At 73.5% G+C, this 16168-nt stretch carries 13 protein-coding genes and 1 rRNA gene; 4 read left to right on the forward strand and 10 right to left on the reverse strand.

The window, feature by feature from the left end:
- The first annotated feature begins 294 nt into the window (after positions 1–294).
- Both ACH4E8_RS26525 and ACH4E8_RS26530 read left to right on the forward strand, forming a co-directional pair.
- Entirely contained in the window at positions 295–2103 is a 1809-nt protein-coding gene (locus tag ACH4E8_RS26525; protein ID WP_398452586.1) for a glycoside hydrolase family 15 protein, read from the forward strand.
- Between the two features lie 49 nt (positions 2104–2152).
- Positions 2153–3790 carry a PucR family transcriptional regulator gene (locus ACH4E8_RS26530; RefSeq protein WP_398452517.1) on the forward strand — a complete coding sequence of 546 codons (1638 nt, stop codon included), beginning with the start codon at positions 2153–2155 and terminating at the stop codon, positions 3788–3790.
- 526 nt (positions 3791–4316) lie between these two features.
- On the opposite strand, the gene ACH4E8_RS26535 is transcribed toward ACH4E8_RS26530, so the two are convergent.
- From ACH4E8_RS26535 to ACH4E8_RS26555, 5 genes are all read right to left on the reverse strand, one after another.
- Positions 4317–5417 (reverse strand): glycosyltransferase family 4 protein, encoded by a 1101-nt coding sequence (locus ACH4E8_RS26535; protein WP_398452520.1) that lies wholly within the window; start codon positions 5415–5417, stop codon positions 4317–4319.
- Positions 5418–5914: 497 nt separating this feature from the next.
- Positions 5915–7657 (reverse strand): DNA repair protein RecN, encoded by a 1743-nt coding sequence (gene recN / locus ACH4E8_RS26540; RefSeq protein WP_398452522.1) that lies wholly within the window; start codon positions 7655–7657, stop codon positions 5915–5917.
- A gap of 295 nt (positions 7658–7952) precedes the next feature.
- Positions 7953–8858: an NAD kinase gene (locus ACH4E8_RS26545; protein ID WP_398452524.1), complete on the reverse strand. Its 906-nt coding sequence runs from the start codon at positions 8856–8858 to the stop codon at positions 7953–7955.
- A 41-nt stretch (positions 8859–8899) separates the two neighbouring features.
- A complete protein-coding gene (locus tag ACH4E8_RS26550; protein WP_398452527.1) occupies positions 8900–9715 on the reverse strand; it encodes a TlyA family RNA methyltransferase in 816 nt (271 codons plus the stop codon).
- A gap of 7 nt (positions 9716–9722) precedes the next feature.
- Entirely contained in the window at positions 9723–10058 is a 336-nt protein-coding gene (locus ACH4E8_RS26555) for a hypothetical protein (protein WP_398452530.1), read from the reverse strand.
- Between the two features lie 42 nt (positions 10059–10100).
- Here ACH4E8_RS26555 and ACH4E8_RS26560 point away from each other — a divergent pair, with 42 nt between their 5' ends.
- Entirely contained in the window at positions 10101–10448 is a 348-nt protein-coding gene (locus tag ACH4E8_RS26560; protein WP_398452533.1) for an SCP2 sterol-binding domain-containing protein, read from the forward strand.
- Between the two features lie 136 nt (positions 10449–10584).
- On the opposite strand, the gene ACH4E8_RS26565 is transcribed toward ACH4E8_RS26560, so the two are convergent.
- Complete coding sequence (locus ACH4E8_RS26565) at positions 10585–11403, reverse strand: ABC transporter ATP-binding protein (RefSeq protein ID WP_398452536.1); 819 nt, start codon at positions 11401–11403, stop codon at positions 10585–10587.
- 125 nt (positions 11404–11528) lie between these two features.
- A complete protein-coding gene (locus ACH4E8_RS26570) occupies positions 11529–12641 on the reverse strand; it encodes an HAD hydrolase-like protein (RefSeq protein ID WP_398452538.1) in 1113 nt (370 codons plus the stop codon).
- Between the two features lie 72 nt (positions 12642–12713).
- Between ACH4E8_RS26570 and ACH4E8_RS26575 the strand changes: the two genes are divergently transcribed.
- On the forward strand, positions 12714–13994 hold the full coding sequence (locus ACH4E8_RS26575) for a DUF1015 domain-containing protein (protein ID WP_398452541.1): 1281 nt from the start codon (positions 12714–12716) through the stop codon (positions 13992–13994).
- Positions 13995–14063: 69 nt separating this feature from the next.
- On the opposite strand, the gene ACH4E8_RS26580 is transcribed toward ACH4E8_RS26575, so the two are convergent.
- From ACH4E8_RS26580 to rrf, 3 genes are all read right to left on the reverse strand, one after another.
- Entirely contained in the window at positions 14064–14825 is a 762-nt protein-coding gene (locus ACH4E8_RS26580) for a hypothetical protein (RefSeq protein ID WP_398452543.1), read from the reverse strand.
- Positions 14747–15673, reverse strand: coding sequence for a hypothetical protein (locus ACH4E8_RS26585; RefSeq protein ID WP_398452546.1), 927 nt, complete (start codon positions 15671–15673; stop codon positions 14747–14749). Before ACH4E8_RS26585 ends, ACH4E8_RS26580 begins: the two co-directional genes overlap by 79 nt.
- Before the next feature lie 202 nt (positions 15674–15875).
- Positions 15876–15992, reverse strand: a 5S ribosomal RNA gene (gene rrf, locus ACH4E8_RS26590).
- Positions 15993–16168 lie beyond the last annotated feature (176 nt).

A 16168-nucleotide genomic window follows, 5' to 3' on the forward strand; every position in this document is an offset into this window, starting at 1 on the left:
CCCGCTCTGAACCGGCCCTCAACTGCTGCTCACCCTTGGCTCACCCGTTCGGATGACGCACGTTGTCAAGACCAGCACGCGGATGCCTCCGCTGCGTCGTATCCTGCTCGGACACTCGCTCTGCTGAGCGATGCCGAGGGGCGCGTGAAGCGCATCAGAGCAGGGTGGCGACGGACGACGGGCGGGATGGCTTCGAGCCACATTTCCGCAGGTCAGAAGGGCCCCGTGCGCGCAAGGACGCGTCCTCGACCACAGCAAGCGCCCTACGGGGCGGACGTGGCCGTTCGACTGGAGATGCACGTGGCCGGGCGCATCGAGGATTACGCACTCATCGGAGACATGCAGACCGCGGCGTTGGTCTGCCGGGACGGCACAGCCGACTGGCTGTGCCTGCCCCGCTTCGACTCGCATGCCGTCTTCGCAGGACTCCTCGGCACCGAGGAGCACGGCTTTTGGAGACTGGGTCCCGCCCCGGCCGACGGCGACCGGCCCCCGGCCGCCGACCGCCGGCGCTACCGCGGCGACTCGCTGGTCCTGGAGTCCGAGTGGGACACCCCGCGCGGCACGGTCCGCGTGATCGACTTCATGCCGCCGCGCGACGGCGCCCCGCAGTTGATCCGGATCGTGGAGGGCGTCAGCGGGCGGGTGCCCATGCGTTCCGCCCTGAGGATGCGTTTCAGCTACGGACGGATCGTGCCCTGGGTGCACAAGGTGGACGGCCGCACGGTCGCCGTCGCCGGCCCGGACTCGGTGTGGTTCGACTCCCCCGCCGACACCTACGGCAAGGACCTCACCACCTACTCCGACTTCACGGTCGCCCCCGGTGAGCGGATCGCCTTCACGATCTCCTGGCAGCCCTCGCACCACCAGCCGCCGGCGCTCCCCGAGCCGGAGGCGTCGCTCGCGGCCACGGAGGAGTTCTGGCGCGAGTGGGTGGAGCACTGTACGTACCACGGCCCCTACCGCGAGGCCGTGATCCGCTCCCTGATCACGCTCAAGGCGCTCACCTACGCGCCCACCGGCGGAATCGTCGCGGCCCCCACCACCTCCCTGCCGGAGGAGATCGGCGGCGTACGGAACTGGGACTACCGCTACACCTGGCTGCGGGACGCCGCCATCACCCTCTCCTCGCTGCTGCGCACCGGCTACCGCGAGGAGGCCCGCGCCTGGCGCGAGTGGCTGCTGCGCGCCGTCGCCGGCGACCCGGAGAACCTCCAGATCATGTACGGCATCGCGGGCGAGCGGGAACTCGGCGAGGCGGAGCTGGACTGGCTGCCGGGGTACGAGGGCTCCACCCCCGTACGGGTCGGCAACGGCGCCGCGCACCAACTCCAGCTCGACGTGTACGGCGAGGTCACCGAGGCGCTGCACCTGGCCCACATGACGGGCCTGGCGCGCAACGACTACGCCTCCCTGCTCCAGCTCAAGCTGATCGAGTACTTGGAGAAGCACTGGATGGAGCCGGACGAGGGCATCTGGGAGGTCCGCGGCCCGCGCCGGCACTTCGTCCACTCCAAGGTGATGGCCTGGGTCGCGGTGGACCGCACCATCAAGCTCATCGAGGCCGGTGACGTCGACGGCCCGCTGGAGCGCTGGCGCCAGTTGCGCGAGGACATCCACCGGGACGTCTGCGACAAGGGCTACGACAAGGAGCGCAACACCTTCACCCAGTCCTACGGCTCCAAGGAACTGGACGCCTCCCTGCTGCTGATCCCGCAGATGGGCTTCCTGCCGCCGGACGACAAGCGCGTCATCGGCACCATCGAGGCGATCCAGCGGGAGCTGTCCACGGAGGACGGGTTCGTGCTGCGCTACCCCACGGCCGGCGAGGAGGCCGGGGTCGACGGCCTGGAGGGCGACGAGGGCGCGTTCCTCGCCTGCTCGTTCTGGCTCGCCGACGACCTCGCGATGATCGGCCGGGTCGACGAGGCCCGCAAGCTGTTCGAGAAGCTGCTCGCCCTCCGCAACGACCTCGGTCTGCTGGCGGAGGAGTGGGACTCGCGGCTGGGTCGCCAGGTGGGGAACTTCCCCCAGGCGTTCAGCCACGTGCCGCTGATCGACACGGCCCTGCGGTTGACGGCGTCGGGCGCCTACGGTGGCTGAAGTCTGAGCAGCCGGATCCGTCGTACGAGTAGCAAGGCGGCACGTTCCCATGGAGACCCCACCGGAGCCCCAGGGCGGCATCACCGTGAGCAGGGCCCTGGAGCTGCCCGGGCTGCGCGCCGGGCTGCCGGAGGTCGTGGCCGGCGCGGACCGGCTGCACCGCACGGTGCGCTGGGTGCACGCCGGCGAGGTGCCGAACATCGCCTCGCTCCTCAAGGGCGGCGAGCTGCTGCTGACGACGGGTCTGGGCCTGGGCACCAGACCCGCCGAGCAGCGCGCCTTCGTCAACCGGCTGGTCGAACGGGGCATCGCCGCGCTCGTGGTGGAGCTCGGGCCGCGCTTCAGCCGGCTGCCCGCGGCGATCGTGGACACCGCCAGGACCGCCGGGCTGCCGCTGGTCCAGCTCCACCGGGAGGTCCCGTTCGTCTCGGTCACCGAAGAGGTGCACACCGAGATCGTCAACGGGCACTACGCCCTGCTGCGGCGTGCGGAGGAGGTGCACCGCCGCTGCACGGAGGTGCTGCTCGACGGCGGCGGGGTCCCGCAGGTGCTGCGCATCCTCGCGGACTTCGCCGCCAGCCCGGTGTTCCTGGAGACCGTGAACGGCGAGCTGCTGTACGCGGCGGGCCCGGGCGCCGCGCCCGCCGGCGCCGATCCGCTCCAGGTCTGGGAGGGGCTGCGCGGCCAGCGGGAGGCGCGTCAGTCGCCGCCCGCCGGCACCGTCCTGGTCGACGTGCCCGGCGGCGGCCAGGGCTCGACGTCGGTACGGGCCCGGCTGGTGCTGCCGGCCGTCGGCTCCCCGCTGCTGACCGTGCACCGCATGGCCGCGGAACGCGCCGCGGGGCTGCTCGCCGTGGTGCTGATGCAGGCGCGCCAGGAGGAGGAGTTGGCCGCGCGCGGCCGGGGCGACTTCCTCTCCGACCTCGCCGAGGGCCGCATCGCGGTCGAGGACGCGCCGGCGCAGGCGCGGGTCCTCGGCTTCAAGCCGGGTGACGGCCCGCTGCTGCCGGTCGTGATGCGGCTCTCGCCGCCCGCCGGCCCTGCCGGCACGTGGGCGGCGCTCGCCCACTCCGTGCAGGACGAGCTGGCGGCGGTGGGCGTGCCCGTGCTGCTGGGCGTACGACCGGTTGAGGGCCGGGTGCCGCTACTGGCCGGGCTGCGCTCGGAAGCGGACCGGGAGGCGGTCGCGGACCGGATCGCCACGGCGCTGCGCGCCGGCGTCGAGCGCGCCGGCCTGGAGCGGGCGGGTGCGCATCCGCCGGTCGTGGTGGTGGGTCGGGCCGTCGGCTGGTCGTCGGTCCCGGCGAGCCTGCGGCACGCCGCGGAGACGGCGGCCGCGGCGCAGGGCCTCACCGACCGCCCCTGGTACGACGCCCGGCGCCTGGACACCGAGCTGCTGCTGTGGCGCCTGCGCGACCATCCGGACCTCGCGGCCTTCGTGGAGCGGGCGATCGGACCGCTGCGCGCCCATGACGCGACGTCCCGGCCGCCGCTGTTGCCGACGCTGGAGTCCTACCTGACGCACGCGGGTCGCAAGGCGGAGACCGCGCGCGATCTGCATCTGAACCGTCAGACGCTGTACAACCGGCTGGCCCGCATCTCGGACCTGCTCGGTGCGGACCTCGACGACCCGCAGACGGTCCTGGCGCTCAGCCTCGCGCTGCGCGCCCGCCGCCATCTGCCCTGACGAGCCGTCACACACCCTCGGCGGCCCGGTCCTGCGTGCCGCCGCGCCAAGGGCGTGCGCCCGGCTGGCCGGAGGCTGGCACGCACGCTTCGGCTGCCTGGGCAGGCGCGATGGCGCCGCGATGAGTACGCGGTAGTGGCGCCTGCGACCCGGTGGTGAGCTGTTCGCGCAGTTCCCCGCGCCCCTAAAAGCCCTCGCCGTGCCCCTAGCTTGCGGGCTGGAGGCGGAGCCCATTAGGGGCGCTGGGGATACCACCACGCCCTCCGGGCGTAGGGGTGGAACTGCGCGAACGGCCATGACGTACCCGCAGAGGCCAATGCTCCCGCATGGCAACGGCGAGGACTTTCAGGGGCGCGGGGAACTGCGCGAACAGCCACGATGCACCCGCAGAGACCAATGCGCCGGCATGCTAACGGCGAATGTGCCAAAGGGGGGACGATGAGGGTACTCCCGTGCCCGCCGGTACTCAGGGGGCGCACCTGCACGAGGCACGGGTGCTCCAGGCGCTCCGGGGCCGGGCGGGGGGTCAGACGGTCGGGGCTAGTTCGTCGTAGACGCTCAGCACCTGCGCGACCATCTCGTCCTCCGTCTGCCAGGTCGCGGCCTGCGCCCGCCCCGCGCGGGCCAGTTCCGCCCGCCGTGCGCCGTCGTCCAGCAGCCCGGTGACCGCGCCGGCTAGCGCGTCGGCGTCGGCGTACGGGACGAGCTCCGCGGCGGTGCCGACGAGTTCGGGCACGCCCCCGACCGCCGTGGCCACCAGCGGCACCCCCAGCCGCAGCGCCTCCTGGGCGAACAGCGAGCGCGCCTCCCACCGGCTGGGCAGGACCGCGACGTCCGCCGCGACCAGCAGGTCCGCGATGTCGTCCCGGCGCCCTAACAGCCGCACCGGCAACCCTTCGGCGTCGATGCGCCGTTGGAGTTCCGCCCGCTCCCGCCCCTCCCCCGCGATGAGGACCAGCGGCATCGGGTCGAGTCCGAGGTCCCGCCAGCGGCGGGCCGCGTCCAGCAAGGTGCCGTAACCCCGGTGGGACACGAGGCTGCCGACGGTCATCACCAACGGCCGGTCGACGACGCCGAGTTCGGCCTTCGCCTTGTCGACTGCGAGGTCGCCGTCCACGTCGTCGGGGCGCCGCGCGGAGACGGGGGCCGCGAGCGGGGCGAGTCGGGCGTCGCGCGCGCCGCGGCGACGGGCCCGGTCGACGAGTTCGGAGCAGGTGCCGAGGACGACCGCGGCGGCCCGGGCCACCCGCCGCTCCAGCATCCGAACGACGTGCCCGCGCGCTCCTTCGGCGTGGGGGCGGGTGTGCCAGGTGACGACGAGCGGCACCCGCAGGCCGCTGAGGGCCACCGCCGCCCGTAGACCCGCGTGCAGTCCGTGGGCGTGCACCAGGTCCGCGCCGAGGAACGCCGACCGCAGCGCCCCCACCGCCGCGGGGTCGCTGCGTCGCGGCACGGGCACGAAGCGGGCGCCCGCGCCGGGGAAGTCGTAGTCGCGCTCCAGCGCGGCGGGGCCGCACACGGTCACCCGTACGCCCCGTGCCACCAGCCCCGAGGCCAGTGACCGGACGTGCGCGCTGCTCCCCGCGCTGCCGCCGCCCAGCACCTGGACCGTACGCAGCTGTGTCACCCGCCAAGGATGCCAGCCCGTACGGACGTTACGGCAATGCGCCTGTATGGGGCATGGGCCCGCGCACTCACGTATCACTCACACGGGTGAACCCACCGCACCAACGGAGCCACGCACCCTCCACGGTGCCGCCGCTCTGGCGGGCACCGAGGATGCTTGCCGCTCCGTTCGCCCCTTGACCACCCCGCCGTGTCCCTGCGGGAGCGCTTGTCTTCTGCGGGTGCATCGTGGTTGCTCGCGCAGTCCGCCCCCTGTGCCCTGCGGGCACGGAGGGGGACCCCCAGCGCCCCTGATTTGCTGCCCCCGTCACTTGTCTGCGGGCGGGAGGTGGAGGTTTTTGGGGGCGCTGGGGGTCCCGGGAGGAACTGTGCGAGCAAGCCACAGACGGGCCGCAGACGCCAGCACCGCACGCGCGCCGCGGCGCGGCCGCAGCCGCAGGGCCGGCGATCACGTCGGCGCCCCGGCCCGGCCCGCGGGCCGCCTCAGCCCGGTCGGGGTCACCGGTCGCTTCGGGCCGTCGCGAGCAGTTCCTCGGCGTGGGCGCGCGCGGTCTGGGAGTCCTCCTGTCCGGCGAGCATGCGCGACAGCTCGCGGATGCGGTCCTCGCCCTCCAGGACGGTGACCCCGCTGCGGGTAACCGAGCCGTCGTTCGTCTTCTCCACCAGCAGTTGCCGGTCGGCGAAGGCGGCCACCTGCGGAAGGTGGGTCACCACGACGACCTGCGCGGTCTTCGCGAGCTTGGCGAGCCGCCGCCCGATCTCGACGGCGGCCTTGCCGCCGACGCCGGCGTCGACCTCGTCGAAGAGGTACGTCGGCACGGGGTCGGTCCCGGCGAACACGACCTCGACGGCGAGCATCACCCGGGACAGCTCGCCCCCGGACGCGCCCTTGGCGATGGGCCGCGGCGGCGCGCCCGGGTGCGGGGCGAGCAGCAGCTCGACCTCGTCGACGCCCTGCGGCCCGTACGCCACGGTCCGTCCGCCGACCTCGACGCCCTCGGGGTCCTCGGTCTGCCGGATCGCGAAGGACACCCGGGCGTGCGGCATGGCGAGCGACGCCAGCTCATCGGTGACGGCGGAGGCGAAGCGGGCGGCGGCCTCGGTCCGGGCGTCCGTCAGTGCCTGCGCCAGCCCGGACAGGTCACCGCGCAGGGCGTCCCGTTCGGCGGTCAGCTCGTCGATCCGGTCGTCGTCGCCGTCCAGTTCGGTGAGCCGGGCCGCGCTCTGCTCCGCCCAGGCGAGGACGGCGTGGATGTCCTCCCCGTACTTGCGGGTCAGCCCCGTCAGGGCGGCGCGCCGCTCCTCGACGGCCGCCAGCCGCAGCGGATCGGCGTCCAGGTTGTCCGCGTATCCCGCGAGTTCGCCGGATACGTCCGCCAGCAGGATGGAGATCTCGCCCATGCGTTCGGCCAGGGCCGCGAGCGCCGGGTCGTGGGCGCGCACGGCGTCGAGTGCCCGGCCCGCGCCGGCGACCAGGGTCGTGGCGTCGACGTCCTCCGGGTCCTCTGGGTGCCCGGCGAGCGCGGCGTGCGCGACGGCGGCCGCCGAGGCGAGGGCCTCGGCGTGGCCCAGGCGCTCGGCCTCCGCGGCGAGTTCCACGTCCTCGCCGGCGCGCGGTTCGACGCCCGCGATCTCGTCGAGCCCGAAGCGCAGCAAGTCGGCTTCCTGGGCCCGCTCCCGAGCGCGGACGGTCAGTTCGTCGAGTTCGCCGACGACGGCCCGCAGCCGACGGTAGGCGGTGGCGTACGCGACGAGCGGCTCGGCGACCGCGGCACCCGCGTAGCGGTCCAGTGCCTCCCGCTGCCGCGCGGGGCGCAGCAGCCCCTGCTGGTCGGTCTGGCCGTGCACGGCGACCAGGTCGTCCGCGAGTTCGGCCAGCAGCCCGACGGGCACCGAACGCCCGCCGAGGTGCGCCCGCGAGCGCCCCTCCGCGGATACGGTCCTGCTGACGAGCAGCGCGCCCTCGTCGAGTTCGGCCCCGGCTTCCTGGGCGCGGACGGCCGCGGACGCACCGGGCCGCACCGCGATCCGTCCCTCCACCACGGCGGACCCGGCGCCGATGCGCACCAGCGCCGGGTCGGCCCGTCCGCCGAGCAGCAGCCCGAGGCTGGTGACGACCATGGTCTTGCCCGCGCCGGTCTCGCCGGTCACCGCGGTGAAACCGGGGGACAGCTCCACCACGGCGTCGTCGATGACCCCGAGGGACCGTATCCTCATCTCCTCCAACACGGACACGACCATACGAGGTTTCGGCTCCGGCGCGCGACGCCGGCCCCGTGCCGCCGCCGTCCGCCGGGCCCGGTGGCCACCGGGGCGCCCGCCGCGAAGGGCCCCGCGCGGCTTCACCAGAACTGGTGATCGGCGTGCTGCCGCCGTTCCCACGACCGCGTGGAGGACCCTGCGCCCCGGACACCAGCGCCGCGACCCTGCGGGTGCGTTGGCCTCTGCGAGCAGTCGCAGCCGGGCCGCGGACCCAAGAGCCACGACAACCTGCACGACGCCCGGGCGCGCCGCCCGCAAGGCGAGCCCGCCGGGCTCACTGCGGCGGCGGTGCCCCCCGCCACCCGGCGATCGGCAGTGCGAACTTCGCCACCAGCCGGTCCGTGAACGAGGCGTGGTGGAGCCGGGCGAGCCGGACCGGCACCGCCCCGCGGCGCACCTCGACGCGGGCGCCCGGCGGCAGTTCCACCGTGCGCCGCCCGTCGCACCACAGCACTCCGTGCGGGGTGTGCTCCTGCACCTCGACGGCGAGCACCGAGGTCGGTGAGGTCACCAGCGGCTTGGCGAACAGGGCGTGCGCGCTGATCGGGACCATCAACAGCGCCTCGACCTCCGGCCAGACGACCGGGCCGCCGGCCGAGAAGGCGTACGCGGTGGAGCCGGTGGGCGTCGCGCAGACGATCCCGTCGCAGCCGAAGGCGGTCACCGGTCGGCCGTCGATCTCCAGGACGACCTCCAGCATCCGGTCCGGCGACACCTTCTGGACCGCGGCCTCGTTCAGCGCCCAGTCGCGGTGCACCACGTCGCCGTTGCGGTGCACCACGACGTCGACGGTCATCCGCTCCTCGACCTCGTACGCCCGCTCGACGACCCGTTTCACCACCCGGTCGAGGTCGTCGCGCTCGGCCTCGGCGAGGAAGCCGACCCGCCCCAGGTTGACCCCGAGCATGGGGACTCCGGAGGCGCGGGCGAACTCGGCGCCGCGCAGCAGCGTCCCGTCGCCGCCGAGGACGATCAGCAACTCGCAGCCGTCGAGGGCGCCGGGCGTGGCCTCGGGCACCGTCTCCACGGACGGCGGCAGCGGCAGGTCCGCCGCCTCCGCCTCCAGGACGCGTACGCCCAGACCGCTGTGCAACAGCCCCTGCACGACGAGTTCGGCGCTGCGGACGGCCGCCTTGCGGCCGGTGTGCGCGAGCAGGAAGACAGTGCGTTTCGTGGTCACCGCGGGTGTGTTCGCTGCGAGTGAGTTCACTGCCGGTGTGGTCAACGAGGTCCCTCCGCCACTGCGCGATCGACGTCCGCCGGATCCAGCTCGGGCGCGCCCGCCCTGAGCCAGAGGAAGTACTCGACGTTCCCGGAAGGCCCGGGCAGCGGGCTGGCGGTGACGCCCAGGACTCCCAGACCGAGCTCCGCGGCGCGGGCGGCCACCGTCCGCACCGCCTCCTTGCGCAGCTCGGGGCTCCGGACGACGCCGCCGCTCCCCAATCTCTCCTTACCCACTTCGAACTGGGGTTTGACCATCACCACGAGATCCGCGTCCGGAGCCGTGCAGCCGACGAGGGCGGGCAGCACCAGCCCCAGCGGAATGAAGGAGAGGTCGCCCACGACGAGGTCGACGAGTTCGCCGTCGATGGCCTCCGGCGTCAGCTCCCGCACGTTCGTGCGGTCCTTGACCGTCACGCGCTCGTCGCTCTGCAGCGACCAGGCGAGTTGTCCGTAGCCGACGTCGACGGCGATGACGTGGGCCGCGCCGGCGCGCAGCAGCACGTCCGTGAACCCCCCGGTCGACGCGCCCGCGTCCAGCGCGCGCCGCCCCGCCACCTGCAGTCCGAGCGGGACGAAGGCGGCCAGCGCACCCGCGAGCTTGTGCCCGCCGCGGGAGACGTAGTCGGGGTCGTCGTCCGCCGCGGCGACCACGATCGCCGCGGCGGTTTCGACCTGGGTCGCGGGCTTCGTCGCGACGTTCCCTCCGACGGTCACCCGCCCCGCGGCGATCAGCTGGCTCGCGTGTTCGCGCGAGCGCGCCAGGCTGCGGCGTACCAGTTCGGCGTCGAGACGGCGACGGGCGACTCCTGCCACGTTCGGTTCAGCTCCTGTGGTCGTGCGGGGGGCGGTGCGAGGGGGCGTGCTCGCCGGCGTCCAGCGCGCTCAGCGTGGTGCGCAGGCCCTCGTGTACATCCTCGTACACCTCCAGGTGCCCGTCGGACGTGAGGTGGTCGACGTCCGCGAGGCGCTCCAGTTGGGCGTCCACCTCGGGGTGTCCGGTGGGGGTCCGCGGTACGCCGAGCGGCGCGGGCTCTGCGGGCTCCGGCGCCGGAGCCGGCTGCGGAACCTGGTCCACGGCGCTCGACGGGACGGCTGCCGGGTCGATCGGTGCGTCGGCCGCCGGGGCAGTCGGTGCGTCGGCCGGTGAGTCGTTCATGCCCCGACGCTACCCCGAAGCCCTGCGGTAACGTCGATCACGATGGCCACGAAGGAAGAGTGCCGCAGCGCGCTCGGCAGACTCAGTGACAACCTGGCGCGGGCGGAGGGCGACGTCCGCAGCGCCACCGCGCTCGACCGCTCCCTGAGCTGTCACATCAAGGACCTGGACGTCACCTTCACGGGTCGGCTGGAAGCCGGCCGCATCCAAGTGGCGGACGTCCACGACGGCCCGCCGCGCCGCAAGGCCGAGATCCGGCTCGCGATGACCGGCGACGACCTGGTGGCGCTGGTGGACGGCGAGTTGGAGTTCGCGAAGGCGTGGGCGACGGGCCGGGTGCGGCTGGAAGCCGGCTTCCGCGACCTGCTCCGCCTGAGATCCCTGCTCTGACCGCCGCGAGGGGCGGTAAGGCGGTGTCCGCAGGGCCCGCAGGTGTCCCCGGCGCGGTCTGGACGCAGCCGCCGCTTCCCAGCGGGACCGGCCACAGACGACCCGCAGACGCCGACACCGCGTACCCACCACGGCGTTACGGCGCCGCCGCGGCCGTACGGCCTGCGGTGGTACGCCGCCGCGCGGCCGGTACCACCAGGGGCGTACCGGACTCGGGGTCTTCTATCACCTGGCTGCGTACGCCGAAGACCTCCTCCACCAACTCCGCGGTGACGACGTCCCCGGGCGCGCCCTCGGCCACCACCCGGCCGTCGCGCAGCGCGATGAGATGGGTCGCGTACCGGGCCGCCTGGTTCAGGTCGTGCAACACCGCGACCAGCGTGCGCCCCTGCGTCTCGTGCAGGTCGGCGCAGAGGTCGAGCACTTCGAGCTGGTGCTGGATGTCGAGGAAGGTGGTGGGCTCGTCGAGCAGCAGCAGCGGGGTCTGTTGGGCCAGCGCCATCGCGATCCAGACGCGTTGGCGCTGCCCGCCCGACAACTCGTCGACGAAGCGCTCCGCCAACTCGCCGACCCCGGTGGCCGCCATCGACTCGCGCACGATGCGCTCGTCGTCGGGCGACCACTGCCGCAGCAGGCTCTGGTGCGGATAGCGGCCCCGGGCCACCAGGTCCGCCACCGTGATCCCGTCCGGCGCGATCGAGGTCTGCGGCAGCAGCCCGAGGATCCGCGCCACCTTCTTCGCCGGCATCGAGTGGATGGCCTGCCCGTCCAGCAGCACCCGTCCCCGCTCCGGCTTCAACATCCGCGACAGGGCGCGCAGCAGGGTCGACTTGCCGCAGGCGTTGGGGCCGACGATCACCGTGAAGGAGCGGTCCGGAATCGCCACCGACAGCTCCTCGGCGATGACGCGCCGGTCATAGCCGAGGGTGACCGATTCCGCGGTGAGTCGCTGCATGGGGTCGTACTCCTGGATCGTGGGCCCGCGGTTCGACGGCGGGCGGCCGATCGCCCCCGTCCGCCGCCCGCCGAGCGGCGCAAAGTTAGGTTAGCCTACCCTGCGACCGGCTCCCGGGCCCGGCGCTACAGCCCCAGCCGGGACAGCGCCTTGCCGGCGTCCGCCGTGCAGGTCCCGTCCCCGGCGGCCGACCACGCCGCCGCGCACAGCGCCCGCAGCCCGTCCATCGGCGCCCCGCCCGTACCTCCGTCCCCTTCGCGTCCCGCGTCCCCGTCGAAGCCCGCGTCGTCGAGCACGAGGGCCCCGTCCCGTACGGAAGCGCGCCAGCCCCCGCACGCGAACCCGTCCTCGGGGCCGCCCGTCACCTCGGGCTGCGACGTCAACAGCCCCCGCAGATCGGCGTCCACGTACGTCGGACGATGCCGCGGCTCCGCCGCCAGCAGCCGGGCCGCGTCCGTCACCCCGGTCAGCACCAGCAGCGAGTCCACGTCCCCGTTGAACGCCCCCTCGATGTCCGTGTCCAGCCGGTCCCCCACCACCAGCGGCCGGCGCGCCCCCGTCCGCAGGATCGTCTCCCGGTGCATCGGCGGCAACGGCTTGCCCGCCACCTGCGGCTCGGCCCCCGTCGCGATCCGCACCACCTCCACGGCCGCGCCGTTGCCCGGCGCGATCCCGCGGGCGCCGGGGATCGTCAGGTCCGTGTTCGACGCGTACCAGGGCACGCCCCGCGCGATCGCGTAGCACGCCTCCGCGAACCGCCCCCACGGCAACTCCGGCCCCCCGTACCCCTGCACCACCGCCGCCGGGTCGTCGTCGGCCGACTCCACGGGCTCCAGGCCGCGCTCGCGCAGCGCCACCCGCAGCCCCTCCCCGCCGATCACCAGCACCCGCGACCCCGCGGGCACCTGCTCCGAGATCAGCCGGGCCACCGCCTGCGCCGAATTGATCACCTCGGCCGGCTCCGTCGGCACCCCCAACTCGGTGATGTGCCGGGCCACCTCGTCCGGCGGGCGCAGCGCGTTGTTCGTCACGTACGCCAGCCGCATGCCCGCGTCCCGGGCCGCCAGCAGCGAGTCCACGGCGTGCCCGATCGCCGCGCCGCCCGCGTACACCACGCCGTCCAGGTCCAGGAGCGCGGTGTCGTACGCGGTGCACAGCGGCGTCGCGCTCCCGCCCGGCCGGCCCGGCAAGGCCGACCGATCCGCCCCGTCCGACCGGTTCCCGTTCAGGGGACTCATCCGTCAACGCTCCTTACGTCGGTGTCACTCCCCCGATCATCGCGCACGCCCCGACCCACATACGATGCACGGATGAAGAGCGATGGTCCCGCGGCCAACGACGGCCTGCGCCTGATCCCCTTCCGTGGACTGCGCTACGTCCCGGAACGGGTGGGCTCACTCGCCGCCGTCACCTCACCCCCGTACGACGTCGTCGTGCGCCCCGACGGACTGCACCACCTCGAATCCGCCGATCCGCACAACATCGTGCGGCTCATCCTCCCGCAGGCAGCCACCCCCGAGGACCGCCACCGCAAGGCCGCGGACACCCTCGCCCGCTGGCTCGCCGACGGCGTCCTCGCCCCCGACCCCGAACCTGCGCTCTACGTGTACGAGCAGCGGCACGGCGACGTCCTCCAGCGCGGGATCATCGGCGCCCTCGCCCTGAGCGAACCGGCGGAGGGCGTCGTCCTGCCGCACGAGGACGTGATGCCGGACGTCGTCGCCGACCGCGCGGCCCTGATGCGCACCACCGACGCCAACTTGGAACCGCTGCTCCTCACCTACGTCGGGGACGGCGACGCGACCGGCGCGACCGCCGTCATCGAGGAGACCGTCCAGCGCCCGCCGCTGCTGGCCACCACGACGGAGGACGGCTTCAGCCACCGCCTGTGGTCCCTCACCGACCCGGCGGCGCTCGCCCGCGTCGACGCGGACCTCAGCCGCCGGCAGGCCCTCATCGCCGACGGCCACCACCGCTGGGCCACCTATCTGCGGCTGCGCGCCGAGCACCCGCAGCCGGGGCCCTGGAGCCACGGCCTGGTCCTGCTCGTCGACACCGCCCGCTACCCGCTGCGGGTACGGGCCATCCACCGACTGCTGCACCACCTGCCGACCGCGAAGGCCCTGGACGCGCTGGGTGACTCCTTCCGGGTACGGCACCTGGACGGCCCGCTGCCCCGGGCCCTCGACGAACTCGCGCACGCGGCGGCCGAGGGGAACGCCTTCCTGCTGGCCGGGGACGGCGCGTTCCACCTGGTCGACCGCCCCGATCCGGAGCTGGTGGCGCGCACGGTCCGCGCCGACCGCCCCGCGGCGTGGCGGGCCCTGGACGCCACCGTGCTGCACTCCACGCTGCTGGACCAGCTCTGGCGGATCCCCGACGGCCCGGAGCAGATCGCGTACATCCACGACGCGCAGGCCGCGGTCACCCAGGCCGAACGGCACGGCGGGACGGCGGTGCTGATGCACCCCGTACGGGAAGAGGTGGTCCGCGCGCTGGCCCGTGAGGGCGTCACGATGCCCCGCAAGTCGACGTCGTTCGGCCCCAAGCCGGCGACGGGGCTGGTGTTGCGGAGCCTCGCGCTGGAGTGACTCCGACGCACCAACGCAACAGGGCGGCCACTCGTCGGAGTGGCCGCCCTGTTCGGTTCTCGCTACTGGTCAGCTCGCGTCGCGCGGGTCGGCGTCGGGGCCGTCACCGTCGACGTCGTCGGACGCGTCGCCGTCGGCGTCACGGTCGCTGCCCGCGTCGGTCGCAGCTCCTTCGCTGCCCTGCTCCTCGTAGTCGAGGTCCATGGCGTCCACGAAGTCCACGCCGTCCAACTCGGCCAGTCGGTCCGAAGCGTCGGTCGACCCGTCCTTGTCCGCCTCCAGTGCCTTCGCGAACCACTCCCGCGCCTCGCCCTCGCGCCCGGCCGCCAGCAGCGCGTCGGCGTACGCGTACCGCAGCCGCGCGGTCCACGGCTGTACGGAGTTCGAGGCCAGCTCCGGGCTCTGGAGCGTCACGATCGCCGCGTCGATCTGGTCCATGTCGCGCCGGGCACCGGCCGCGACCAGCCGCATCTCCACCTGCCCGGCCTTGTCCAGCTTCTGCACCTCGGCCTCGCCGGCCATCGCCAGCGCCCGCTCGGGCCGGCCGAGACCGCGCTCGCAGTCGGCCATGACGGGCCACAGCTCGACGCTGCCGGTCATCCGTCGCGCCGCCCGGAAGTCCGCGAGGGCCTCGGAGTACTTCTGGGTCGCGTACGCGGCGAAGCCCGCGGCCTCACGGACGGCGGCGACCCGGGAGGCCAGCCGCAGCGCGACGCGGGAGTAGCCGTACGCCTGCTCGGGGTCCTCGTCGATCAGCTTGGCCACCATGACGAGGTTCTTCGCGACGTCCTCGGCGAGGCCCTTCGGCAGGCTCTGGAGCTCCTGCCGCACGTCCTTGTCGATCTCCTCGCCGGTGACGTCCTCGGGGATCGGCAGCCGCTTGATCGGCTCGCGCTCGGGCCGGTCGCGGTCCCAACCGCGGTCGTCACGGCGCCCGTAGCCGCCTCGGTCGTCCCTGCCGCGGCCGTAGCCACCGCCCGGCCGTCCACCGCGGTCCCGGTCGCGATCCCGCCCACCGGGGCGCCCGCCGCGGTAGCCGCCGCGGTCGTCGTCGCGACGGAACGACGGACGCTCATCGCGCCGGTCGTCACGACGCGGCCCACGGTCATCACGACGGTCATCGCGACGGAAACCGCCACCGGGCCTGTCGTCGCGACGATCGTCACGGCGAGGCCCACGGTCGTCACGGCGGGGTCCGCGGTCGTCGTCACGCCGGAACGACGGACGGTCGTCACGGCGGTCATCGCGCCCACCGCGGTAGCCACCACGGTCGTCATCACGCCGGAACGACGGACGGTCATCCCTGCGACCGTATCCGCCGCTGCTGGGGCGACCACCACGGTCGTCGTCGCGACGGAACGACGGACGCTCGTCACGCCGGTCGTCACGACGCGGCCCACGGTCATCACGACGGAAACCGCCACCGGAGCGGTCGTCGCGGCGGTCATCCCGCCTGTCGTCGCGCCGGTCGTCACGGCGGGGTCCGCGGTCGTCACGGCGGTCATCGCGCCCACCGCGGTAGCCACCGCGATCGTCATCACGCCGGAACGACGGACGGTCATCCCTGCGGCCATATCCTCCGCCGCTACTGGGGCGACCACCACGGTCATCCCGCGAACCGCGGTACCCACCACGGTCCCCGTCACGACGGGGACCACGGTCACGGTCGTCACGGCCACCCCGGAATCCGCCCCGGTCACCACCGTCTCGACGGCGCGAATCGCGCTCGGGACGGTCGTCGGGAGAGTTGGTGGACATCGACGTGACTCCTGTCTTCGGGTACTGCGGTCATTCTCGCGCACCCGACGAAGGCACGCGCTCTGGCAAAGAAAAAAGACCCTGGGTCCAGCGTGAACGCTGGACCCAGGGCCCTGAAAGATTGTTCGGCGGCGTCCTACTCTCCCACAGGGTCCCCCCTGCAGTACCATCGGCGCTGAAAGGCTTAGCTTCCGGGTTCGAAATGTAACCGGGCGTTTCCCTCACGCTATAACCACCGAAACCCTATCGGTTTCGAGCGAACAAGCACACTCTTCACTTATACGTTCTACTCAAAACGGCAACGGTCGTTGCCTCAGAACTAACACAGTGGACGCGAGCAAATATGGACAAGCCCTCGGCCTATTAGTACCAGTCACCTCCACCGGTTACCCGGCTTCCAGATCTGGCCTATCAAC

The sequence above is a fragment of the Streptomyces sp. NPDC017979 genome (assembly GCF_044328175.1).
Lineage (GTDB): Bacteria > Actinomycetota > Actinomycetes > Streptomycetales > Streptomycetaceae > Streptomyces.